The organism is Mycoplasmopsis ciconiae (assembly GCF_036350065.1).
Taxonomy (GTDB): domain Bacteria; phylum Bacillota_I; class Bacilli_A; order Mycoplasmatales; family Metamycoplasmataceae; genus Mycoplasmopsis; species Mycoplasmopsis ciconiae.
The window spans coordinates 54,860-80,450 of sequence record NZ_JAZDWZ010000005.1; the positions used below are offsets into that span (position 1 = coordinate 54,860).

18 protein-coding genes and 1 other RNA gene are annotated in these 25,591 nt (G+C 25.9%); 13 read left to right on the forward strand and 6 right to left on the reverse strand.

Annotated features, from left to right (window positions below):
• The first annotated feature begins 158 nt into the window (after positions 1–158).
• The 4 genes from truB to rpsO all read left to right on the forward strand — a co-directional run bounded on the left by truB (position 159) and on the right by rpsO (position 3,094).
• The gene (gene truB / locus V2E24_RS02045) at positions 159–992 is read left to right on the forward strand and encodes a tRNA pseudouridine(55) synthase TruB (RefSeq protein ID WP_330500762.1); all 834 of its coding nucleotides are present in this window, start codon (positions 159–161) and stop codon (positions 990–992) included.
• Between the two features lies 1 nt (position 993).
• Complete coding sequence (locus V2E24_RS02050) at positions 994–1,806, forward strand: YcsE-related riboflavin metabolism phosphatase (protein WP_330500763.1); 813 nt, start codon at positions 994–996, stop codon at positions 1,804–1,806.
• Positions 1,806–2,675 (forward strand): FAD synthase, encoded by an 870-nt coding sequence (locus V2E24_RS02055; protein WP_330500764.1) that lies wholly within the window; start codon positions 1,806–1,808, stop codon positions 2,673–2,675. The genes V2E24_RS02050 and V2E24_RS02055 overlap by 1 nt, the downstream gene beginning before the upstream one ends.
• A 152-nt stretch (positions 2,676–2,827) precedes the next feature.
• Positions 2,828–3,094, forward strand: coding sequence for a 30S ribosomal protein S15 (gene rpsO / locus V2E24_RS02060; RefSeq protein ID WP_330500765.1), 267 nt, complete (start codon positions 2,828–2,830; stop codon positions 3,092–3,094).
• Positions 3,095–3,214: 120 nt separating this feature from the next.
• On the opposite strand, the gene V2E24_RS02065 is transcribed toward rpsO, so the two are convergent.
• Both V2E24_RS02065 and V2E24_RS02070 read right to left on the reverse strand, forming a co-directional pair.
• Positions 3,215–3,637, reverse strand: a complete 423-nt coding sequence (locus V2E24_RS02065) for a Dps family protein (RefSeq protein ID WP_330500766.1) — start codon at positions 3,635–3,637, stop codon at positions 3,215–3,217.
• A gap of 34 nt (positions 3,638–3,671) precedes the next feature.
• Positions 3,672–5,279 carry a DUF2130 domain-containing protein gene (locus V2E24_RS02070; RefSeq protein WP_330500767.1) on the reverse strand — a complete coding sequence of 536 codons (1,608 nt, stop codon included), beginning with the start codon at positions 5,277–5,279 and terminating at the stop codon, positions 3,672–3,674.
• Positions 5,280–5,334: 55 nt separating this feature from the next.
• On the opposite strand from V2E24_RS02070, the gene smpB reads away from it, so the two are divergent.
• From smpB to V2E24_RS02090, 4 genes are all read left to right on the forward strand, one after another.
• Positions 5,335–5,772, forward strand: coding sequence for an SsrA-binding protein (gene smpB / locus V2E24_RS02075; protein ID WP_330500768.1), 438 nt, complete (start codon positions 5,335–5,337; stop codon positions 5,770–5,772).
• A gap of 8 nt (positions 5,773–5,780) precedes the next feature.
• Positions 5,781–6,160, forward strand: a transfer-messenger RNA (tmRNA) gene (gene ssrA / locus V2E24_RS02080).
• A gap of 115 nt (positions 6,161–6,275) precedes the next feature.
• The gene (locus tag V2E24_RS02085; RefSeq protein ID WP_330500769.1) at positions 6,276–6,632 is read left to right on the forward strand and encodes a hypothetical protein; all 357 of its coding nucleotides are present in this window, start codon (positions 6,276–6,278) and stop codon (positions 6,630–6,632) included.
• Positions 6,633–6,683: 51 nt separating this feature from the next.
• A complete protein-coding gene (locus V2E24_RS02090) occupies positions 6,684–7,961 on the forward strand; it encodes a hypothetical protein (protein ID WP_330500770.1) in 1,278 nt (425 codons plus the stop codon).
• 57 nt (positions 7,962–8,018) lie between these two features.
• Here V2E24_RS02090 and tpiA read toward each other — a convergent pair whose 3' ends face one another.
• Entirely contained in the window at positions 8,019–8,753 is a 735-nt protein-coding gene (gene tpiA / locus V2E24_RS02095) for a triose-phosphate isomerase (protein ID WP_330500771.1), read from the reverse strand.
• 112 nt (positions 8,754–8,865) lie between these two features.
• Here tpiA and recU point away from each other — a divergent pair, with 112 nt between their 5' ends.
• Entirely contained in the window at positions 8,866–9,369 is a 504-nt protein-coding gene (recU, locus tag V2E24_RS02100; RefSeq protein ID WP_330500772.1) for a Holliday junction resolvase RecU, read from the forward strand.
• Here recU and V2E24_RS02105 read toward each other — a convergent pair whose 3' ends face one another.
• On the reverse strand, positions 9,370–9,675 hold the full coding sequence (locus V2E24_RS02105; RefSeq protein WP_330500780.1) for an HU family DNA-binding protein: 306 nt from the start codon (positions 9,673–9,675) through the stop codon (positions 9,370–9,372). It lies immediately after the preceding gene.
• Positions 9,676–9,822: 147 nt separating this feature from the next.
• On the opposite strand from V2E24_RS02105, the gene V2E24_RS02110 reads away from it, so the two are divergent.
• Both V2E24_RS02110 and V2E24_RS02115 read left to right on the forward strand, forming a co-directional pair.
• Complete coding sequence (locus V2E24_RS02110; RefSeq protein WP_330500773.1) at positions 9,823–12,414, forward strand: DNA topoisomerase IV subunit A; 2,592 nt, start codon at positions 9,823–9,825, stop codon at positions 12,412–12,414.
• Positions 12,398–13,696, forward strand: coding sequence for a class I SAM-dependent RNA methyltransferase (locus V2E24_RS02115; RefSeq protein ID WP_330500774.1), 1,299 nt, complete (start codon positions 12,398–12,400; stop codon positions 13,694–13,696). The genes V2E24_RS02110 and V2E24_RS02115 overlap by 17 nt, the downstream gene beginning before the upstream one ends.
• Before the next feature lie 36 nt (positions 13,697–13,732).
• Here the strand turns inward: V2E24_RS02115 and V2E24_RS02120 are convergent, their stop codons facing one another.
• Positions 13,733–18,136 (reverse strand): PolC-type DNA polymerase III, encoded by a 4,404-nt coding sequence (locus tag V2E24_RS02120; protein ID WP_330500775.1) that lies wholly within the window; start codon positions 18,134–18,136, stop codon positions 13,733–13,735.
• A 292-nt stretch (positions 18,137–18,428) separates the two neighbouring features.
• On the opposite strand from V2E24_RS02120, the gene V2E24_RS02125 reads away from it, so the two are divergent.
• Together V2E24_RS02125 and V2E24_RS02130 are read left to right on the forward strand one after the other, a co-directional pair.
• Positions 18,429–21,146 (forward strand): hypothetical protein, encoded by a 2,718-nt coding sequence (locus V2E24_RS02125; RefSeq protein ID WP_330500776.1) that lies wholly within the window; start codon positions 18,429–18,431, stop codon positions 21,144–21,146.
• Positions 21,125–24,070 carry a hypothetical protein gene (locus V2E24_RS02130; protein ID WP_330500777.1) on the forward strand — a complete coding sequence of 982 codons (2,946 nt, stop codon included), beginning with the start codon at positions 21,125–21,127 and terminating at the stop codon, positions 24,068–24,070. The genes V2E24_RS02125 and V2E24_RS02130 overlap by 22 nt, the downstream gene beginning before the upstream one ends.
• A 75-nt stretch (positions 24,071–24,145) precedes the next feature.
• Here the strand turns inward: V2E24_RS02130 and V2E24_RS02135 are convergent, their stop codons facing one another.
• Positions 24,146–25,204 carry an HpaII family restriction endonuclease gene (locus tag V2E24_RS02135; protein WP_330500778.1) on the reverse strand — a complete coding sequence of 353 codons (1,059 nt, stop codon included), beginning with the start codon at positions 25,202–25,204 and terminating at the stop codon, positions 24,146–24,148.
• Positions 25,205–25,591: the final 387 nt, after the last annotated feature.

A 25,591-nucleotide genomic window follows, 5' to 3' on the forward strand; every position in this document is an offset into this window, starting at 1 on the left:
TTATTTTTGTGAGCTTAATCTATTAAATTATCATTCATATAATAATATATACAAAACAAAAGCTAAAATGCTTTTGTTTTTTTATTTTTATCGTTTAAATTATTATAAAATACATATACACACGACAATGACTATAAAGACTATAAATAAGGAGTATTATGTTTTATTTAATTAACAAAAAAGTTGGAGAATCGTCTTTTTACGCAATAAAAAAATTTGCTAAAAACAACAATATCAAAAAAATAGGACATACAGGGACATTAGATCCTTTAGCCTCTGGACTTTTACTTGTAGCATGTGATTATTCGACAAAATTAATTCAGTACATAAGCAACAAAACCAAAGGTTATATTTGCGAATTACAATTTGGTTATGCAACAGACACATATGATATAGAAGGACAAGTAACCAATACAAGCTCTACCAAAGTTACATTGGGGGTTTTGGAAATGTCTTTGGATAAAATTAGTCAATTAAAAACACAAATACCTCCTATTTATAGTGCCAAAAAAATAAATGGTAAAAGAGCTTATGAATATGCTAGAGAAAAAATAGACATTCAAATAAAGGAACACAAAATAAACATTTATAACTATAAACTAGTTGAATTTGATTTTCAAAGTCAAAAAGCGAAAATATCATTTGAAGTTTCTGAAGGAACTTATATACGTACATTGGTGGATGATTTAGGGAAAATGTGCAACTCATACGCAACCATGACGGCACTTTTTAGAAACAAAATAGGTGATTTTGAAGTTGAAATTCTAAATAATCAAGAATTTAAAGAAATTAACCCCTTAAGTCTTTTTAATTTAGACACATACAAATATACAGCACAGGAAAAACATTTTTTAAAGGATGGCAGAAGCATTAAGTCAAATCTAAAAAATGGTACAATATTATTACTCAATTCTGACAATCAAATATCAGGTGTTGCACAAGTGACAAATAATGTTTTAAAAGTTAAAAATTTATTTATTGAAAGGTTATAAAATGAAAAATTTAAAAGATTTAATTAAAGTTGCTGCTTTTGATGTTGATGGAACTATTTTGCCTAATGGACATAGTGAATTCTCCGAAAAAACAATTGAAGCATTCGCTAAATTAAAAGAAAATAAAATCGCCACAGTTGTATCTACAGCAAGAGAATTTTCTACTATCAATAATTTCTTGCAACAGTTGCAGCCTAGTTATTTTATAGGAGCAAACGGATGTTTTGTTTATGAGTGTGAAACACAAAAAATGATTTATGAAAAATCTATTAGTGGCGAGGTAGTTATTCAAATTTATCAACATTTTAAAAATCAAATAAACGGTTTTTTAGTGGCGGTAGGAAATATTTGTTACTTTACACCTAACACACCTTTAGATACTTGATTCATTCGCCCAAATATTCACAATTACAAACCTTTTGATGAACAAGCAATTTTAAACAACAAAGTTCATTTAATAACAATAGCTAGCGATGACGCTAAAAATCTAAGCAAAAAAATAACTGAATATATTGAACAAAACCACTTAGATATAGAGATAAACAGCACATGAAGCAAGGGTTTATTTATTTCGCCTAAAGGAGTCAACAAAAGTACAACACTAAAATATTTATGTGAATATTTAGGGTATTCTTTAGATAATTTGATTGCTTTTGGTGATAGCTCTAATGATTATGAGATGATTAAAGATTCTTTTTATGGTGTTGCCATGGATAAAGCCAATGATAAAATAAAAAGAGTTGCTAAAGATTATGCGTTAGATTGTGAATATGATGGTGTTTATTTAAAACTTAAGGAGTTAAAACTCATTTAATGAATTTTTCTTCGCAACAAGATTTCTTTATTTATGATTTAGACACTTTTGAACCTGAAAAAAACGATATTTTTGTTTTAGGGAGTTTTGAATCACTGCACATGGGTCATTACCAACTTTTTAAAAAAGCTATTGAATTAAAGCAAACAAAACAAAGCAGAATAGTTTTAGTTTATTTTGATAATTCCAATTTACCTCCTTCTAAGAATAAGGAGGTTTTTTGCGATGAACAAGCAAAAGAGTGAGTTATAGCTAATTTAGACATTTTTGATGCGGCGCTAAAATTAGAATTTTCAAAAATTTCACTTTTAGATGGTTTTGAATTTATTGAAAAACTTACAAAAAATAAAGAGTGCAACATAATTGTAGGTAAAGACTTTAGATACGGTAAAGCAGCTAAATATGATGCTTTTAGCATCAATCAACACACTAATGTATCATTAGATATTATCGATTTTTTCAAATTCAATAATTTCAAAATTTCTACTTCAACACTAAAAGAAATGATAAAAGAAAACCAATTTAACCAAGTAAACGAATTATTAGTTTACAACTATGTTATAAGCGCAAAACTTTTGAGTAATCAATTTCTAAAAACTTCTACTTATACTATAAAACTACCTAAAGGTATATACGCATGCTATACTTATGTGCAAAATATCAAATATTATAGTTATTTAAAAAGTGATAAAGATGGTAACTACTCACTTTATTTTATCGATTTTGCTTATGATTATCAACATGATTTGGATGTAACTGTTGAAATATTAAAACAATTAAACTCTAATAATTCTTCAGAAGAATTTTCTGAAGAAGATAACTACAATCAAGTTAAAAAATATTTTATTGATTTGATTAAAAATTATTAAAGCGCTGTTTTGTAGATGAATAAGTAAAATAAAAATATTTGGGATATTTAAATAAACATTTATAATTTAAAAGCATATCGCAAATTTTATTCTAGGTTATAAAGTACTTTTATGACTTGGGTAAAACATAATTTATACAACAAGGAGAAATTATGATATCAAGTGCTAAAAAAGCAGAATTAGTTAAAAAATACGGTAAAAATGACAAAGATACAGGAAGTACATTTGTTCAAATCGCTATTTTAACAGAAGATATTGAAACATTAAAACCACACTTTTTAAACAACCCAAAAGATAACCACTCACGTCGTGGGTTTATGGCAAAAATTTCTAAACGTCGTGTATTATTAAACCACTTAAGAGAAAGTGATATTAATGAATACAACAGATGTTTAACAGAATTTGGATTACGTAAATAATATACTTTAGTTTTAATTTAGATGATGCTTTAATAATCAGCATCATTTTTTTATTAAATTTATAAAAAAACAACCTAAACATGTGCGGTCGATTTCAATGTTTAGGTTGTTTTTAAAAAATTATTTAGTTGATTTTTTGAATTTTCACGCTCATGTATGTGCATAAATGACAATTTCATCTAATAGTGGTTGGATTCTAAAATCAACATTTGTAAATTCCGAAATAAATTCTAAAATAACTTCTAGATCTTTAGATAAGTTTTCAAAAATATATTTTGATTTGTAAGTTTTAGTTTCATCTTCTTTAATTAAAGATAACTCTAGTGAATCTTTAAAACTACCAAGAGCAGGTAAATCAAACATAACTAATTTTTCAGCTAACGCATCTAATTGCTCGGTAGTATCATCGTAAAATTTATCTAATGTTTCGTGTGTCTCAAAAAAGTCAAAACCTTCTACATTTCAGTGATAATTTTTAGCTTTTAATTGCAAAATTACAAAAGAAGCTTGTAATTTTTTCAAGTTTTGAATTTGTGTTTGCATGTAATTAACTCCTTAATTTTATATTGTTTTTTGATTAAAACAATTTCACATGAATTGTTTTGTGAGCTTCATTTTCTTCATCATCTTCACTTATTACTTCGATAACTTCTGTGGCTTTAATTTTATTTTCTAGTTTTTTAGTTTTATTCTGTAAGTTGAAGCCATTAATTTTATTTTCGATTGTTTTCATATTTTTAAAAAGAGCAATTCTAAGATGTTCGTCTTTAGCTTTTGTTAATTTATCAATTGAATCAGAAATTAATTTAACCGAATCATTAATATGTGAATTTAAATTTTTAAATGAATTTTTAAAAATATCATCTTTAAGATCTTCTCATTCTTTAATTAAATTTTCTGTATCTTTAAGATTTACTTGCTCAATTTTCATTTTACTTTCTTTTAAAATCATTGTGTGAATTAAACGAACTAATGGCACTAACGCTTCAAAACGCACAATTATAATTCTAGGGTATTTAGGATCCATTTTAAAAAGAAAATTTAATTTTGGTTCTAAATCAGTAACAAGTAACCCGTAAGTGTCAGGGTTTTTAGAAAAGTTTCTACGATCTTTTTCGAATTTAGCTAAATGGCTTGAGATCTTAGTACTTCCTTCATCGGTTGCTTTGGTTTTTACTTCAATGATACACTCACCAATCTTAGGATAACTAAAATCATTTTTTTCACCACTAAAAGAACTGTCTCAAAATTCGATTAAAAAGTCAGGTTTTGAACCATTAATATTGTTTGTTGTTTTGTTAATTGTTAAGAAATCAAACCCAGAAAACTCTTCTTCTAAGCTATTTTTAACGTATTCTTCACCTAATTCACCAATTTCTTTTGTTCCGTATTTTTTTCTATTTTCAATTTGTTCAAGAAGATCTTCATATCTTTTATTTTCTAATTGTAATTGAGACTCTAAATCCATTTTTTCTTTTTCGAATTCATTTTGCTTTTGTTGAATAGCTTTTTCGTGCTCTAAATTTAAAATCTTTTCTAAATTATTAAGTTTGTCATTTAAATTTTCACATTCATTTTCCTTTAATTTCAAAGCATTTTTGATATCGGAGATTTCTTTGTTTAATTTTAATTGTTGTTTTTCTTCTCAGTTCTTTTTCTCTTGTTCTAAAATATTTTTGTGTTTTTCTTCAAGTGAAATTATTTGTTGTTCAGTATCTTTTAATTTTGTTTGTAAAACCTCTTTATCAAAAGTAATTTTATTTATTTCTTTTTGATAATTTAATTTTTCCAGATCATTTTCTTTCTTGATTTGATTTTGTAGTTCATCTTTTTGGTTTTTTAATTCATTTTTATAACTTTGTTGCGAACTTTTAATATCAACTTGTAATTGTTTTATTTGATCATTAAGCTCAGAAATTTTTTCGTTTTTTTCTTGAATGTCTTTGTAAATGTCTTTGAACTCTTTGGAATTTTTGATTTTTTCCTTAAGTTGTAAAGTTTTGTTTTCTACTTCCTTGTTTCAAAATTCTTCTAGCGCTTCATTAATAAAATCTAAATTTACATCACTTGTTAAAGCTCTAATATTTATAAGATCACCTTTTTTGGCATCTTGTGTTAACTCAAAAATTAAATCATCTTTATCAATTAGTTTTGCCTTAACATATGTATTTAATTTTGTCTTCATTTTTACCTCGTTATGTCTGTATAAATAAATTATATAATGTATAATTTATTAGATTATGAAAATAATTAATGATAATAAAAAAGACTTAAGAAACTACGAAATAATTGAAAAATTCGAGTGCGGAATAGTTTTGCAAGGATGAGAAGTTAAGAGCGCTAGAGCTGCCCATGTAAATTTATCTGGTAGCTATATTTCCATTTACAAAAATGAAATATATCTTAAAGATAGCTATTTTGGTCAATATATGTTAGTAAAGTGTGATCCCACACAAGATCGTAAATTACTAATGCATAAAAATCAAATTTTAAAACTAAAATTTGAAAGCGAAGCTAAAAGATTAACGATTGTCCCAACTAAAATTTATTTCAATAATCAAAGTAAAATTAAATTAGAAATTGCCTTGGTTAAAGGTTTAAAAAAACACGATAAACGTGATAAAATCATTAAAGAAGAAACACAAAAACAAATAGCCAAAACACTTAAGTTTTACTAATTATTTTTGGGGGTGTAATGGTTTCGACATATCAAGGACTTTAATTGTTGCAGTGGAGTTGTAGACCTAAAATACTACTAGGCTTTCTTAAACGGAAACAAACAAGAAAAATCAGTAAATCCATCATTTATGATGAGTTTACAATCATCAAATCTTGCTTTTGCTTAATTAAAAGTAAGTTGCACTTAAATTTGCCCTGGATTTAAAGTGTAGGTTAAGGGATAGTTTTTGGTGATTCTAAATAACCAAAAATGAATTTAATTTAGAGATTATAAAATTAATGTTTGTTTATTCATTAATTTATAATTATTTCAAAATAAACTAAACTTGTAGACGCAGTTAAAACTTCTTGGTGTGGACCTGGGTTCGACTCCCAGCATCTCCACCATTTTTTTATGCTTTTTTACTATAAAACAGTTAAATAAGTACAATTTTATTTGGTTATTATTTTTTTATTTATATTCAATTAATCATCATTTTTTTATTAGCTAGCCAATAAAAAAATGTACAATAGTGTTATGCTTGATATTAAAGATAAAATTAAAGAACTCAAAAATCAAACATCAAATGAACATATTCAAAAAGAGTTAAACATACACATTGACAAAGCTGAAGAATCACAAATCAATGATCCAATTTTAAGAACAAACATTGATGCTATCTCAAGTGTACCTAGAAGCATAAGAGAAAAAGAATTAAGCAAGATTGAAAAGAAGTTTTTGCCTTATAAAAAAGATAAGGAAGCCAGAAAAATTTATAAAAAACGTTTGGCTTTAATTTTTCTTGCCATTTTAGGTGTTTTGATTATTTTAGCATCTATAATTGTTCTTTTGACATATGCTGTTATCAACGTTCAATAACACTTTAAATAAGTGTTATTTTTATAATTTTTATTTAAAAAAAGGAGTTTTATGTTCACAACAGAGATTATAATCAATGTTGATATCAACAGAATTTATTTAGATTTAATTAAAGAAAATTTAGATGTTAATAAATTATCTTTTGATATTGACAAACACTTATTAGTACTTCAAAAACTAGAAAACAAACATTTAAAAAAATATGAAATCGATTATGAACAAATTAATATACCCGTTGCCTTAGATATTTTATCTAGAAAAAATTATCTAGATTTTTACAGTGCACAAGCTAATAAAATTAACCTAAAATCACTTGAAAATAGTGTTTATTTGGTTAAAATGCCCGATAATACAATTACACTTATTTTTCAAATGCAAAAAGAAACTTTAGCTAATATAAAAGAAGATTTAGCATCAATATTAACTGATTTTTTAGAATTTTTAACTGACGAGCAAATAAAAGAATTTAAATGACTTTTATATAATAATCAATACATCAATAAAAAATACTTTAATTTTAAAATTATAACTAACCAAACAAATAAAAACATCACAAGCGTTGAGCAAATTTTGGACAATAACGACACAATTGTGCAAGTGGATGAATTTTTTGAATATTTTGAGATAAACTCAGCTTATATTAGTGAAGTGGCCATAGCATACTCTTATTTATTTTGAGGACAATATTACTATCGAAAAAATTTAGATTTTTACACAAGATTAAAAATTATGAATATAGACCAAATATCATTAGATCAACAACTTAATACTCAAAAAGATTACATTAATCAAAATTTTATTGTTCAAATATATAATGTAGAAAATTTAGAGTCTAACATCAGCATCCCTAGTTTAATTAACCAAGATTTGAATTTAAAGGCTAAAGAATTGTTCAAAAATATCAAAAAATATATTGATGAGCAAAATATTTCTTTAAAAAATAATAATGTTAAAAAGATGTTAAAAAGCGAAATTATAGCTATTTGAGCAATTATAGGTTCAGCTTTATTTTCGACAGCAGGAATATGACAAGTAACAACATGGATTCAAGATAAAGCTATCGAAAATAATTATTTAGGACATTGAAACATTTTGTGGATTCTGTCACTTACTCTATCATTAATCATTATGTTAGGTGCACTAATATATGGAAGTTTTAAGCTATTTCATATTTTCAAAAACACTAAAAAAATTAATAATTTGAATTTAATTGATAAGAACAACACACAAATTTTAAATAAATTAAATTCAAACATAAACAATATCAATAGTAATGATATTGCTCAATTTAATATCAATATTTTAAAATTAAAAAAAGAACAAGAATAAGAAAAACTCACCAAGTGTTATTTGAATTTGTTTCAAATAAGCTTTGTGAGTTTTTTATTATTTACCTAATGTTAATAATTTAGTAAAGCTATCAACTTCTAAGCTAGCTCCACCAACTAAGAAACCATCAATGTGTTCTTGTGAGTGTAATTCAGCAATATTACTTGGACTTACACTTCCTCCGTATTGAACAATTAAATCGTGTGATGTTAATTCTTTAATAAATTTACATACGTTTTCAGCAATTTGTGGAGTTGCAACTTTTCCAGTACCAATTGCTCAAACAGGTTCGTAAGCAACAATAATTTTCTTGTGATCTAAATCTTTAAGAGAAGCCAAAATTTGTTCTTTAACTACTTCGTTAGTTACTCCTTTTTCGTATTGTTCTAAAGTTTCACCAACACAAATAACAGGCACAATTCCATTTTCAATTGCTAATTTAGCCTTTGCATTAACTTGAAAATCATTTTCATTGTGGTATTGTCTTCTTTCAGAGTGACCTAAGATTACGTATTTTGTGTTTAAATCTTTTAACATAGAAACACTAATTTCACCTGTGTATGCTCCTTTTGTGTGCATTGACATATCTTGAGCAGCAACGTTTAATTTTGCTACTTTATTTTCTTTAAATGCAGCTAAATTAGTGAATGGAACAGCAACAGCGAAATCAACTTCAGCAGGAATTAAAGATTTTTTATCTTGATACAATTTATCAAAATCATTTAAAAATTGTTGAGTTTCTGAAAAGTTTTTGTTCATTTTTCAGTTTCCGATAATAACAGTTTTTTTCATTATTTACTCCGTTTCTTTAATAAAATTTTATATAAAAAATGAAGGATTAAAAATAAAGTATTTAAAAAGTGTATTTTTAGTGTAAATGTGTCCAAAATATATAAATATAAACGTGCACGAAACATTAAACACAAAAAACAGAGGGATGTTGCTTGAGAGTATTATCAATAAAAGCATCTATTTTTACAACATCCACAAAATTGCTTTTATTGAGAAAAAATCAATACCATATAAATTCAGTAAAAAACCTACAAAAATTTCTGATCAGATAACACAACAAAACATTTTCCTTTTAAAAAGTACGGTTGACTATATTGGCTGTTATCAAGGTAAATACGTTTGTTTTGAAGCTAAAAGTTCTAATAGTGACAGAATTGAAAAAGGCTCGATTATAGATCATCAATTAAACTTTTTAATTGAAATTCAAAATATTGGAGGAATTGCATATTATATTTTTATGTTTACTAATGATCTGGAGTTTTATCTTGTTGACCCTAAATTAATTGACAAATTAACAAAATCCAACAAAGCTATAAATAAAAAAATAATAAAAAAATATTCCAAAAAAATGGAATTAACATTTCCTGGAATATTGGATTTTTTAAGTTACATCTAATTATTGACGTAAGTCAACGATTTCTCTTAAATATTTAGATGGTTTATATTTAACAACACGTTTTTCTCTAATTACAAGTGGTTTACCTGTGAAAGCATTTTTTGTTTCACGACCACGTTTAATTTGAGTAGAAAATGTACCAAGATCTGATAATTGAACTTTTTCTTCAGCAATCAATTCTTCTTTTAAAATGAATACAAATGCTTCAAAAAATTGGTCAGCTTTTTTAACTGGAACATCGCATCTTTCTGCGATTCTAGCGATAAATTCTTTTTTTGTCATTTTTTCCTTTCGATCAAATTTAATTTACTTAAAAATACTTTTGTAAAGATAGCACGATATATAATTTGTTATTATATATACTATTTTATACATATTTTGGCATTTTTTGTTATTTTTTCCACTGAGATTTTAAAAAATAAATATTTTTATTAAAATTAAGTAAGGTCCAATATGAGAAGAGAAGAAATTTTAAATAAAATAATAAAAGAATCACTTGATAAAATCATGGCTGATAGGTTCGGAAGATATAGTAAATACGTTATTCAACAAAGAGCCTTACCAGATGTTAGAGATGGTTTAAAACCGGTTCAGAGAAGAATTTTGTATGCTATGCACGAGTTAGGTTTGTTTAATGACAAGCCATACAAAAAATCAGCTAGAGTTGTTGGGGATGTTATTGGAAAATATCACCCTCATGGTGATACTTCAGTATATGAGGCAATGGTAAATATGTCTCAATGATGAAAAATGAATATTAGGCTTTTAGATATGCATGGTAATGTAGGTTCTATTGATAACGATCCCGCTGCTGCTATGCGTTATACAGAAGTGAGATTAAGTAAGGTTGCCAACTATATTCTTGGTGATTTAAAGAAAAATACAGTTGATTTTGCACCCAATTTTGATGACTCTGAAAAAGAACCGACTATTTTACCAAGCATTTTCCCTAATTTGCTAGTAAATGGAGCTACAGGTATTGCTATTGGTATGGCAACCGAAATGCCTCCGCACAATTTGGAAGAAATCATTGATGCATCTGTTTTATTACTTAATAAACCTAACGCAAGTTTTGAAGATTTATCCAAAATCGTTAAAGGTCCTGATTTTCCTACTGGTGGGATTATATATGGGAATGCAGGGGTTCTAGAAGCATTAGAATATGGGAAACTTCAAAAAGAAAAAATAAAATTATTTGCAAAATATAATATTGAGCAAAATTCCAAGAACAAATACATTAACATCACCCAAATCCCTTATGGAGTTGTTAAAAGTCAATTAGTTTATGACATAGAAATGATATTGGCTAACAGCGATATTGATGGTATTGTTGATGTTAAAGATCAGTCTGATAGAGAAGGAATTAAGATTTGTATTATTCTTGAAAAAAATGCAAACGAACAAAGTATTTTAAATTTCCTTTTTTCCAAAACTAATTTACAAATAAATTATTCTTATAATAGTGTTGCAATTGATAACAATTCGCCAAAATTAATGAATTTGAAATCGCTTTTAAATTCATATTTAGAACATGTTAAAGATATAAAAACTAAAACACTTGTTTATGATTTAGAAAGAAATAAATTAAGACTAGAGCTTGTATTAGGATTTTTAAAAGTGGCTCAAATCACATCTAAAGTTATTGAGGTAATTAGAAAAAGTACAGGTTCTAAATCAGGAGTTATACAAGACTTAATTAAGGCTTTTGATTTTACACTTAATCAAGCTACAGCAATCGCAGAATTAAGATTATATAAATTAAGCAAAACAGATAAAGATCTTTATCTAAAAGAGAAAGAAGAATTAGAAAAAGAAATTTCACGAATTGAATTACTTTTAAGTGACCCAAAACAATTTAGAAGTTTTTTAATCAATTTATTATTGGATTTAAAACAACAATTTCCTTCGCCAAGAAAAACAAAAATATCTACCAAAAATTTTGATTTTAATTATGACGAAAAAGACTTGATTAAAGACGAAAACATCACTGTAGCAATATCAAGACAAGGGTATATAAAACGTTTAAGTGAAAAGATTATAACCTCTAATAATTTTGAAGAATATGTGTTAAAAGAAGGCGATTATTTAACTTTTTATAATCAAGTAAACACTTTAGACACTTTTTTAATTTTTACGAATTTAGGTAATTATGCATTTATTCCTATTTATAAAATAAACGAATCTAAATGAAAGGATTTAGGAACACATTTAACTGAGTTTGTTGATTTAAAACAAGATGAAGAAGTTGTTAGTGTTATAGAAATTAGTGATTGAGATGTTAATGATTACATAGTTATTGCCACAAAAAATGGACAAATTAAGAAAACGCCAATTAAAGATTTTGAAGTCACAAGATTAGTTAAAACATACACTGCAATAAATTTAAGTGAAGATGATTTAGTTGTTAATGCTTGTTTAAGTAACTCAATGAAGGATGTTATTTTCGTAACTGCCAAAGGATTATGCACAAAATATAGCGAAAACGACGTAAACATTTACGGAACAAAAGCAAAAGGAAATAAAGGTTTATATTTAAGTAATGGTGATTATGTAACTTGTTTTACAACAGCTTTATTTAATGATGTTTTAACATTAATAACAAGTGATGGACACATAAAAAAAATAAGAGCTAAAGATATTTTATATGTACCTAAAACTAATAAAGGTAAAGAATTATTTAAAAATACAAGTAAAAAACCTTATAAAGTTATTGAAATATACCCAACTAGAGACACTGATGTTTTAATTGTCAGAGACAAAGATAGTAAAACATTTTTTGAACCTATAAAACAGTATACATTCAGCAAAGCAGATGATACTTTTAATAAAATAAAAATTCAGAATTTTGATGTTGCCGTAATTAGAAAAACACAAAAATCATCTAAAGAAAACCACGAAAAAGATTTAAAAGATGGACAAAAAAAAGAATCTGAATTATTCAACGAAAATAACAAAAAGTTAGATATGTTATATATGGATGTTGAACAGCTAATGAATAAAATTAATAAAAAATTAATGAGCGACAAAGATGAAGATAAAAAATAATGAAATTTTAAATTTAACTGCTACGGATATAAGTTACCAAGGTTTAGGCATATCTATATTAGAATCAGGTTATAAAATTTTCACAAGTGGCTTATTTAAAGGTGAAAAGGCCACTTGTCAAGTTATAAAAACAAATAAAAATTACGCATTCGCTAAGGTTTTAAATTATTTGGAAACTTCTAAATTTAGAATTAATGATAATAATAAATTCTTAATCGAAACTCAGTGTGCATGTTTTTATGGAATTGATTATGAAGAACAATTAAGAATTAAGGAGGATTATATAAATTTAATATTGAAATGATCCATTCCAGAATTAAAAAATCTAAATGTAAAATTTCATTCTTCGGCACAAAAAATACACTACCGTAATAAAGCAAAATATAGATATGTTGTTAATAATCAAGGTAATTTAGATCTTTATTCATTTGTTTTTAATTCAAATGAATTAATAAAAGCGGATTGGTTTGAATTAAATCACTCAAGCGTTAATCTGAAATTAAAACAAATAACCGATTATTTAAATAAATTAAAATTATCTGATAAAAAACAAATTAAAGGCATAACCATACGTTCTAATAATTCGGAGTTTCAAGTAATATTAGAAGTTGATAATATACAGAAAATAAACAAAGCGATTTTTAACACAATTATTGAAGATTCAAAAATTATGACTTTTGTTTTAGTGAGTGAAAATCAATCAGTTATTCTTAAAGACTTACCTTTTTTTATTGAATGAATGGACAAAAAATTTCTTGTTTCTTGAGATTCATTTTTCCAAATTGATTTAAGTTCTTTTAGCAAGATAATTAGTAAATCAAAAGAAATTATTCAAAAAAACCAATATAAAAAAATTTATGATATATACTGTGGCGTAGGAAGTTTAGGAATAATGTTTTCTAATCACAAAACAGAATTAATAGGTTATGAAATTGTTGAAAATGCTATATATAATGCCAAACAAAACGCTAAAATTAATAATATTAATAAATTTAATTTTGAAGTTTTTGATGCTCAAAAGTTGTCTATTCAAATCAAAGACTCAAAAGATTCTTTAATTATTTTAGATCCACCCAGAAAAGGTTTATCTAAGCAATTAATAAATAACATCACTAAAAATAATTGCGATGTTATTTATATCTCTTGTGATCCTAGAACATTAATAAGAGATTTGAAATTATTTATCCAAAATAACTACCAAATAGTTAGTTTTGATTCTTATGATTGTTTTAGTAATACATTTCATATTGAGTCATTAGTTTTTTTAAAAGCAAAATTATAAAAACCGAAACAACTTAAGTTTCGGTTTTTTAATTCTTTAAAAAAGCTTAAATAAAGAGATTTGGTCAGTTTCATCTAAATCTTTAAAAATACCTAATCGTTTAAAATCATTTATTTTTGTTTGGTTAACTGTAGTTCTTTTCTTAAAATCTTCAATACTCATAAAACTTCTTTGTTTTCTTGCTTCGACTATGGATTTTGCAACAGCTGCACCTAGACCATCAATAGTATTGAATGGTGGAATTAAAGATTTATTTTTATGATCAACAACTCATTCATTTTCTAGCGACTTATTTAGATCTATGTTAGAAATTTTAAATCCCCTAGCATACATTTCTCTAGCTAATTCTAGTACAGAAATTAAAGCAACTTCTTTGTTTGAACGTTCTTTTTGCTCTTTACTATTTATTTCTTGTAATCTTTTGTTTATTTTAACTGCGCCAAAATCATCAACCATGTTCTCAATATCAAATATTTCACATCTAGTTGTAAAATATGTAGCGTAATATTCCAATGGTTTGTAAATTTTAAATCAAGCAATTCTTCAAGCCATCAAAACATAAGCGGTGGCATGAGCTTTAGGGAACATATATTTGATTTTTTTCATGCTTTCGATATATCATGAAGGAATATTTTTTTCTTTAAGCATTTTCTCTTGATCAGGATTAATACTTTTACCTTTTCTAACTTGCTCCATTATCACAAAAGATTCAAGCGGATCTACACCTTTTTTTATTAAGTAATCCATGATATCGTCACGACAACATATTACGTCTTTAAGTGTTTTACCTTCCTTAACAATTAAACTTTGAGCATTATTTAATCAAACGTCTGTTCCGTGTGATAATCCTGATAATGAAACCAAATCAGCAAAACTTTGAGCGTTTGCTTGCTCAAGCATTTTTCTAACAAAACTTGTACCAAATTCAGGTATACCTAAAGCGCCTGTAGGCTCATTTCCAATTTGTTCTGGTTTTATATTTAACGCTTTAGTTGAACTAAATAGCGACATAACTTTTTTGTCTTTTTTTGGTATGTCTTTTCTTACGTTTATACCTGAAATTCTTTCTAACATCCTTATAGCTGTAGGATCTAAATGTCCCAATATATCTAGTTTTAAGACATTATCGTGAATTGCATGGAAATCAAAATGTGTTGTTTTTCAATCACTATTAGTATCGTCAGCAGGATAATTAATTGGCGTAAAATCTTCGACACTAAATTCTTTAGGAATAATAATAATACCGCCTGGGTGCTGACCAGTTGTTCTTTTTACACCACAAATTTTACTACTCAAATAACTTATAAAATTATTGCTGTACATTCATTTATTTTCTTGAACAGCATTTTTAACGTATCCAAATGATGTTTTTTCAGCGACAGTCGAAATTGTTCCGGCTCTAAAAGTATGCATTGTTCCAAACAACTCTCTAACGGTGTTGTGAATTTCTCCTTGATATTCACCTGAAAAATTTAAGTCAATATCAGGAACTTTGTTAGCTTTAAATCCTAAAAATGTTTCAAATGGAATAGTTTGTCCATCTTTATCCATCTTTGTTTTACAATTTGGACAATTTTTGTCATCCAAATCATAACCGCTTGTTATTCCTGGTATGTTTGCTAACTCAAAATATTTACAATTATCACAAGTATAATGTGGCTCTAAGGGGTTAACTTCAGTAATTTCACTTAAAGTCGCCACCAAACTACTTCCAACCGAACCACGACTACCGACTAAATATCCGTTTTCTACAGATTTTTTTACTAAAATATGACTTATTCAATAAACAACAGAGAACCCATATTTAATAATAGGTTCTAATTCTTTTTTAATCCTATCCTCAACTACTTTTGGTAAATTTTCACCATATTTTAAATGAGCATTTTTATAAACCAAATCTCTGAGTTTATTTGGAGAATCATCAAAATTAGGTGCATATAATTTATCTTTAATTACTGTTATGTCACTAACTAAATCAGCGATTTTGTTTGTGTTATTAATAACTAAGTCATTTAAATCTTGTACATTACCTAAAAACGCAAATTGTTCAAGCATCTCTTTAGTATTTTGAAAGTGACTATCAGGCAACTTTAAATTATCTTTTTTACGATAGCTATATAAATAATGCGTTTCCCCACCTATTCCTTTACTGTAAACAAGCATTTTATATGCTAATTTATCTCTAAGATCTTTATATCTAACATCACCAACAGCAACAGCTATTTTGTTATATTCTTTTGATAAATCAAAAAGATGTTTAAGTGCTTGTTGAATCTGTTCAAGTGTATAATCTCCGCTTTCGATGTAATGATTAAAATCGCTAGGGGCAGGTATTTCAATATAATCAAAAAACTGAATTCATTTTCTAAGTTCATATTCGCTTGAAAATAATAACTTATCAATTAAAAAACCTTTAAGAGAGCTCGAACCAATTAATAAATTAGGCGATTTTTTAATTTCTTCTATAAAAAGTTTAGGTGAAGAGTAATATCTTTTAGTAAGTGTGTGTGAAACCAATTCAAACAATTCCTTTAAACCATCTTGATTTAAAGCTAGAAAAGAAATTTCGTTACTGAATTTTTTGTGATATAGAGTCTCGTCTTTGTAATTTTTTAAATCTTCAAAAGTATAAATACCCATGTTATTTAATTTGGTTATTGATAATTTTCAAACATGCGCCAACACTTTAGCATCATAATCAGCCCTATGCGCAATTTTTTCGTCATAATTTTCGCCAAGAAAACCAGCTAACGACTCTAGTGTATGTTTCTTTTTCTCTGGGAAGACAATTCTAGAAACTGTCATAGTATCAATAAAAAGTGTATTTAATTTAGGCATATTTAACTTAAATAAAAGTTGATTCACAAAATTTAAGTCAAATTTAGCATTATGCGCAATTGCGATTTTATTATTAAGTAGCTGATGTATTTTAGACATGGCTTCTCTAATTTCTAAACCATGTTCCTCAAGCATTTGATCAGTAATATTGGTTAAATTTTTTGTGAAATCTTTTAATTTAATAGTAGCTTTTACAAAAAGTTGATTTTCGTTGATAATTTCATTTGCATTTAATTCAACAGAACCAAATTCAATAATTTGATCAAAACGAGGACTTAAACCAGTTGTTTCAATATCAAAAGACACATATGAACACTCTTTTATTTGTTGAGAATAGTCAAAATTATCAAAATAATCATAAATGGCTTCGTTGTGTTTTGAAATACAACTAATAGAAGAACCATAAATAGGTTTGATTCCTGCTTTTTTGGCCGAATGGTAAAATTCAGGAAAACCTTGAACGGAATTGTTATCCACTAAAGCGACTGCTTTGTGGTTAAATTGTTTGGCTATATCAATAATTTCAGAAGGAGTTAAAAGCCCATCCATTGTATTCATCTTACTTCTGACACTTAACTCAACACGTTTGTTTTTTTCTTGGTCGCTTCTTTTTTCAAATAAATCAGCAGTTTTTATGATTCTATCAACCATCACATAATTAATATTTGCGTAATTTTTGGTTAAATTACCAAATATTTCAACACTATCACCAATATTTATTTTTTCGCTCATTGGTATTTTGCTAATATATTTTGTTTCGATAGCGTCGCTAAAATCATGAACTAAAAAGGTGTAGACATTATAATTGTTTTTACTTAAAAAGTGATCCTTACTAAAAACAACTCCTTTTAAATTGACATTAAAATCTTTATTTTGGTATATTTCATTTTCAACATTTAAATTATTTATCGTGTAAGTGATGTATTCTTTTGAAGAAGTTCTACTTTTGAAATTGCTATTAGAAAAATTTATTTTGTCCTTAAAAGCGTTATCTAAAGATTTGACAAAATCACCCTTAGCTGATTGCTCTAATTTTTTAACAAACTCTTGTTCAGATAATTTCATTTGTTTTTGATGTTCGTTAACTTGAGTATCATCTTCTTTAATTTCTACTATTTTTAAGTCAAAATCACTAAAACCAATAGCCCTCATTTTATCAACAACCAATAACACAGAATTTTGTATTTCCTCATTAATTAAACCTTTATCAATGTGCAATTCTCAACAATCATTTTCGTTATTGGCTCTGATACTATCACCAGCAACAAAAGGCGAAAGTTTATGAAATTTATAGTCGCTTGTAATTATTAAATTTATATATTCATAAAAAATATCAGCAGTTTTATAATAATCTGAAAATATATATTTAGGTATAAAAACAGGTTCTTTACAGTTTCTTATTTTATTTTCTAAATTAAAAAAATCACTAGCACTAGGTAGTAAGTCAAAAACAATAGTTGGATAAAAAATTGTCAAATTATCTCTTTGAGTAGTTTGAATATCCTCTTCTATATATGCGTTTTTTAAAGATTCGAGTTCACCCAAATTAATTCATTGTGCAAATTTATCAAAAATGTTATTTTTATAAAATCTATTACTCATATTAAATATCATTATACAGGTATAAGGAGAAGTGTCCCTTAAAACGAATTAATATTTTATAAAAAAGCGAAAAAAATAAACATAAAAACGGTCTCTAAAATATCTAAAAAAAATTTATAAAATCTAAAATTTTGTTTATAAGAATTTTTGTTTATTTAATCAAATTTTACAAAAAGTTAATATTTACTAATTTTTAAAGGCAAAATTCAACTTTTTGTCTCTTTTTTTTATTTTAAAAAATATTTTTTTAATCTGTAAAAATGTATAATTTAAACCATTTATAAGGAGCATTATGGAAAGAAAAAGTAAAATCATAATTGGTGCATCGGTAATGACTACAAGTGTTATTGCTGCTGCCGCCGCAACTACAATTATTTCAATAAAAAACGCTTCCCAAAAAAGTGAAGAATTGCAAAAAATTGCTAATCTAAGAAAAGACTTTAGTGATCAAAGTGCAATTATTAATAACGCCTTAGAGTCAATAAAAAATAAATCTGAATATAAAGATCTTTATGAAAAGTTCAATAAAAGTCTAAAAGATTTAAATTCAAGAATTTTAAGTGATGATATTTCATCAGTTGAAAAAACTCTTAAACAAATAACAGAACTAAGAAATGACTTCAATTCTCAAAAAAAAGAATTAGATAAAAAAATAGAAGAACAAAAAGAATATGAATCACAAGTTAAAGATTTTCACAATTTATTTTTAACTCTTGCGCATGGTGTCGAAAAAATCTTGGAAGAATCAAAATTACAAAAGTTCACAGATTTAACTAGAGAGATACAAGATTTTTTAAATATTATTTCATCCTTACAAGATAACAATAATTTAGAATATCTAAAAAATGAATACAAAAATTACAAAGACAAACCTTCATATTTTTCACAACAGTTAGATTTTATGAATCATGAAAGAATTTTGTCTAATAAATTTGAAGAAATTAAAAACAACTACAATCAAAATATGAAATCGTTATTAGATTTTAAAAATTCTCTTATAGAAGATGAGTATAAAGATTTAGTATCAGAAATTAACGAGCAATTGTCACTTATTCAAATAGATGATTCAAGTTATAAAGTTACCCAAGAGTTAATTGACACTTTTAGCAATAAAAATCAACAATTGATCAGTTTATTAGGAAAATATGAAGAAGAAAAATTAAAAATTGACAACAACCTAAAAGCCTATAAACAAAGTAAAATAGAAAATTTTAATAAAACATATTCTGAAATTAATGAGTTTATTAATGATCAAAAAAATGATCATCCGCAAATAACTCAAAAAACCAAAGAAAAAATCGAAGAAATTATAAATTCATTTAATGAGGATTTAGATGTATCATTAATTATCGATTTAACAAAACAACTTAGCGATATTCACGAATTAGCAAAACAACAAATTGAAGATAAAGTATTGGCTGAGAAACATCAAGAGCAATTATTAAAAGCTAAAAATGATTTTTTAGATTTTGCAAAAATTCAAAAAGAATTTTATTTATCTAACTTACTTGATAAAAAATATCAAGAAATAAGATTTGAATTAGAAAGCAAAATAACTGAAATAATTGATTTAGCTGTAAAAACCAATACTTTAGAGTCTTATAATAGTGCAAATTCTTCTATTTTACAAATGCATGAATGATTAATTGATCAAAAAAATATAATTAATAAAAAATACGAGGAATTAAAAACTGAATTATTACAACTAATAAACCAAACACAAGTAAATTTATCAAATCAAGGTTATTTTGAAAGCGAAATTTCAAGTGTTACAGCTAATTTTATTTTTGGCGACAATTTTAAAGTTAACAAATACAATTGAATTTTAAATAATAAAAATATAAATAAAAATTCATATGAAATCCAAATCGAAAAAACAAATAACTCTGATACGCAGATTTTAATTTTGAATTTAGATGTCACATATAAAGGTTTTGACTTTTATAACTTAAATACAAAAGAATATTTAATTTTTAATCATAATCCACTTGAGGACTTATTAATAAAATCAAATGATAATTTTGTAATAACAACAAATAAAGGTATCAATTTAATTATTGATAATAAAGAAAGTAATTTTACTTACGAGTGATTCTTTAATAACGAAAAACTAAGCGAATCATCAAATGTTTTAAACGCAAAAGAACCTGGTGTATACTGAAGTATAGTAACTAACCCACAAGGAGTTAAATATCAATTAGATTCTGTGGAAGTATCAGAAGATACACTAGAGAGTTTAAACGTTAATCCTGAATTTCTAAATTTGGCTTCTAATGTTGCAAGACCTTCAAATTTTGTAATTAAAAATATCGCATATCATTCGCGTCAAGCGAACCACCAAACATACGAAACGCAATTAAATAAAATGTATGCTTCTTCTGGTTTTAGATATCCAGGTTACGATAATAACTACGAAGGCAGAAGAAACGAAAATTCTTTTATTATGCATAATGGAGAAAAAATCAATATTTCTGATTTGGTTTTAAATGAAACAGTAGGGGAAAATTCTTTAAATAATAAACCTAATGAAATTTATAGTTCTCAAGAATTTATTTTAAATCAAATTGCCAACAATGCTTTAAAACAACATCCTGCGGCAATTAATTTTCACCAAAAACAAGTTAGTGACCAAACACCAAGTTTAGAACGTTACTTTCTTTTAGGGCAAGATACGTTAGGTATTTTTAATACAGGTTTATATGCAGTAGCAGGTGAAGTGATAGAACTTAAATTTAGTGATAGTTTTTATGAGTATCTAAAAAAAGAATATCAAAATAAACCTACAACTGAAATTAACACTTTTAGCATAATAATTAACCAACATTATTGAAACAACTATGAATTTAATAATACCGGAAGAATTTCAAACAGATATCCGCGGGTAAGAAGTGAATTTAAAATCAATTTTTCAATGATTGATCCCATAACTAAAACTTTTAAATTTGGTACTCCTTTTGGGGAACCATTAGTTTTAACCAAAGAAGATACATGTGGGATAATGGTAATTTAATTGACAGTGATTTTACAATTAAAAACGCTATTGAAATGTTAGAATATAACTCAAATTACACAAATGAACAGAACTGAAATGAACAAGTTCAAAAAATAAAAGATGGTTTAATTACAGCTCCAGAAGTTTCGTTTAACTCAAAATATTTTAACTTTTTTATTCCTTTTAATTCAAATGATCAAATAGGAAGAGTAAATATTAATAATATAGTCTATCCAAAAGATTTAGTAGACAAGTGAAATGATTTTTTAGAAATGTCTATGAAATGAAAAAGAAGTTTTAATGTCAGAATGTTTTTTAACTACAATGATGACATATGAGGAGGCGCCGCAGCTTGAAACGCTGGTAATTTCCTTTATGCACCTATTGATAGTGGAGGAAAATTTTTAACAGGAAACACATCTTTTAATTTTTCTCAGTGAGTTAATTATCATGAAATTAACCACAACTTTGAACATCAACAAGACCCTTATGAAATAAAAGATCATGGGTGAACAAACATTGTTAGTGTCGGTAATTTATCATTTCTAAATGATGACACACGATTAAGAAACCCTTACACAGAAAAACTGTTATGATCAAGAAATTGAGAAACACTTTCTACTCCTTGAGCAGCTTTAAATTATCGTAGCGATTGATACGGTTTATATTCATTGATGAACTACACTTTAGGTGTGGATAACTTCAGAAATTGAACATTAAATAGTGGTGACAACCGTAAGAGTTGAAGTAAAAATATTACAACTAAATATCTTTCAGATTATTTTGGTCTAAACTTTTTCTATGCTTTAAAACAGTACAATAAAGGTTTATCAATTTCATCAACATATTCTAGAGCAATCAATTTTATTTTATCTGTGCATTCTTATGAAGAATTAGAGCAAGATATTGAAACTTTAAAAAGATTAATTGCTGATAACGAGGCTTTAATAGCTAAAGAAACTAATCAATCTAAAAAAACAAGCTTACAAAACGCTAACAATACTTACTCAACAAATATTCAATTAATCCAAAGTTACTTAAAATACAGCGGTGATTTAATAAAAGAAAATGTTAAACAAGCACAAGAATATCCAGCATTTGATATTATTGCTAGTTCTTACGCTAGCGGACAATATTTGTATAATTCAAGAACCAATAATTTTGAATATAGTGCTGATTTTATAGCTCCTTATCAAATTGTTGCAGGTCAACCATATGTTTTTGATTTTAAAAAATATACATCGTCACTTAATAGCGATTTTAACATCAAAGAGATAAGAATAAATTCTAACACATCTAAATTAGGTGCGTCAATAAGTATAAATCCAGCTGATGATTACAAAATAACATACTCATATACAGGTAAAGATTTTGATTTGATTGACGAATTTGATGTTGAAATAGTTCCTGGAGAATGAGATAACAAACCAAAAAATTACGTACCTTATTACAAATTTAAAATAAAAATAAGAAATGTTGTTAACAGACCGGGTGTCGAAATTTACCCAAGTCTAACAAACCAACAAGTAAATTCGCCAAAAAAACCAGACACAGCCTTAGCGGCCGTAACAAGGTTTAATGATTTTAATATTCAACCGCAAGAAATAACTCCTTTTGATTATGATGGAAATTTAAATTATTTCAATCAAAATTACCAATTAATTAAATTTAAAGGATGGTGAAAAGCACCTGAAAGCGGAGAAATGAAACTGATAGGATCAGCATCAGAGTATAGTCGCTTCAAAATGCGTAAATGAGTAGAAGCATCAAACAACAGACCAGGAAGATGAGTTTTTGAAGAAATAGGTGATAACAACTCTAAATTATTAAATGATGACAAAGTATTAGCTAAAACAAATGTTGAAAAAGGAAAATGATATCAATTTGAATACCAAATTTATACAAATCAAGATAATTCCAGAACTTTTAGAGCCGTTTATGAAATAAATGGTAACAGATATCTTTTTACAAGAAACACATTGACAGATAATATTGAAACAATCGAACCTGATCAAAATAAATGAGATCAATATCTAAATGATAATTATTACTTCCAAACAAGAAGAATCCTTGATAAAGACTCTTTATTTAACCCTGATGAAATAAAAAAACTTTCAAAAGAAAATATTATATCTACTAATGAATTTGATTTCTCTAGCCCTAATGATCCGTATCCTCGAGAGTCAGATGTTTCGTTTTTAAATGTTGTCAATGCTAATTCAGCAGCAAACAAAAGATTGGAAGTGTGAAATACTAGAGAATACACATTTGTGTGAAAATTTCATCAACCAACTCTGATCAATACGCTTAAATATCTCAACTATACAAATCACAAACAAAACTTTCCTACATATATAAAAATATTCACAACCATTAACAATCAACCAAAAATTTTATATGAGTCAAATATCGCAAACCCAGATTCTATCCAGTACTTAAGATTCAACCCTATTGAGGTTGATAACATTAGCGTGATAGCAAGAAATGAAAACCCCTCAAGTGGTAACGCTCTAGTTATTAAAGGTTTATATTTAATGAACGATAACAAACCAGACGCAATTTTAAATGTTAATAATAAAAATATTGAATTTTCTAAAGGTTGAAGAATAACAACTAATGACGAACTTATTTCTCGTTCTAAAATAAATAACACGTCTGTTTTCACTGATTTAGAAGATTCAAGCATTACTTTCAATATAAATACTGAGTATTTCGAAATATATGGTCAAAGTAATTCACAACCTAACATCATTGATTTGTACATAGATGATAATTTGGTTTTACAAAACTATAAATTAACATCATCGAATACAAAAGTTGATAATATTGAATTGTTAAGATACTTTATACAAAATCATAATCATAAAGACCATAAAATTAAGATAGTTAATAAAAATAACAACAGATTTTTAATTAATTTTGTTACATATAAAAAAGACTAATTCATTTTTAATATAAATATTCAAAAAGTTTGGCGCAAACCAAACTTTTTTTATAAAAAAATATCAAAAACAATACTAGCGTTTAAATCTTATTTTTAAAAACAAGTTAATATAATAATTTTCATTTTCTTTATAAATTCTACCTATTTCAAATTTTTTTGAACTAGGAACATCCAAAGATGTGTTTCTAACCATAAAACTAATTAAGTCATACTTATTATAAGAAACATCTAATAAGTATATTTTTTGATTTGGGTAAATCAATATTACTCCGCCAAATTCTTGATCATCCTCTATGCTTTGTTTTGTTAAAAAATTGAAATTTAAGCAATAAATAAAATCAAAAAAATATTTTAGGTTGAATTCAAATTTATATTTTTGACAAATAAAGTGTATTATTTCTCTTAACTCTTTTAAATTGTATATTTGCGATTCAACCAACATCATACTCAAAAATTTTGGTAAGTATTTATGTATTTTTTTTAAATTATCTTCGAAAATTTTGCTAGATATTTTTTCGAAGATAATAAAACCTCGAAATTTTCTTATTAACGTTAGTGTTCTAGCTAAACTATTAACATTCCTAAAATTGTTAACATCATTCATTTTTTGGTCGTTGAAATTATAGATTTGGTATTTAAACATTGTATTTATTGAAGCATTAAATAAACTTGATCTCCCTCCTAAAAACGATTTAACACTATAATTTAACGTCTTTTTATCCATTGTTTTTAAGTCGGTAACATTTAAACAGATATCACTTTTATTTTTGTATGTGATTCACTTATCTTTAAATATATTTTTTTCTGCATTTCATTTATTAAAATCGGCTATTTCAAAAAACTGACCCTCATTATTTTTAGTGATAATATTTTTGTGTATTATATCTCTCATTATTGTTGTTTCTTGATAATTTAATATACAATGTATTTTTGAATTTTTTTCTACTTCAACAAAAAAATCGTAAAGATTAAATTTAATGTCATGGTTGTCATTATTGATAATAATAGAGTTAATTTTATATTTTTGATTTTTAAGAATATTTAAATCAAAATCTACGCATTCTAAATATTTTTTATCAATAAAATAAAAAATTAGATATATTTCTGATCATTGTCCTCTATTCAATTTCATTATTTATTCCTTTTTATATATAAAAAATATATATCTTTATATTTGTTTATTTTTTGGTTAAACGATAACTAATTAGAAATTTTTAAATTAATTAATTTTTAGTATTTTTTTAGTTCAAAAAATGTGCATCACAACTTAATAGTCCTAATTTTTATTTTTATAAAAAATATATTTTTTTTCTTTGAGTTTCTTATTTTTGATGTTAAAATAATTTAGCAACTTATTTAATGGTTTAATAAATTTTCTTTTTATAAGAATAAAAAAAATAAAAAAATAATTTTAAAAAATTAAATATGTGCTAAAATAATTTAGCTACACAAAAGTGAAGCTTAATGTTCTTTGAAAACTAGATATACAAAACATGACAGTCAATTTTTTCGAGAGTTT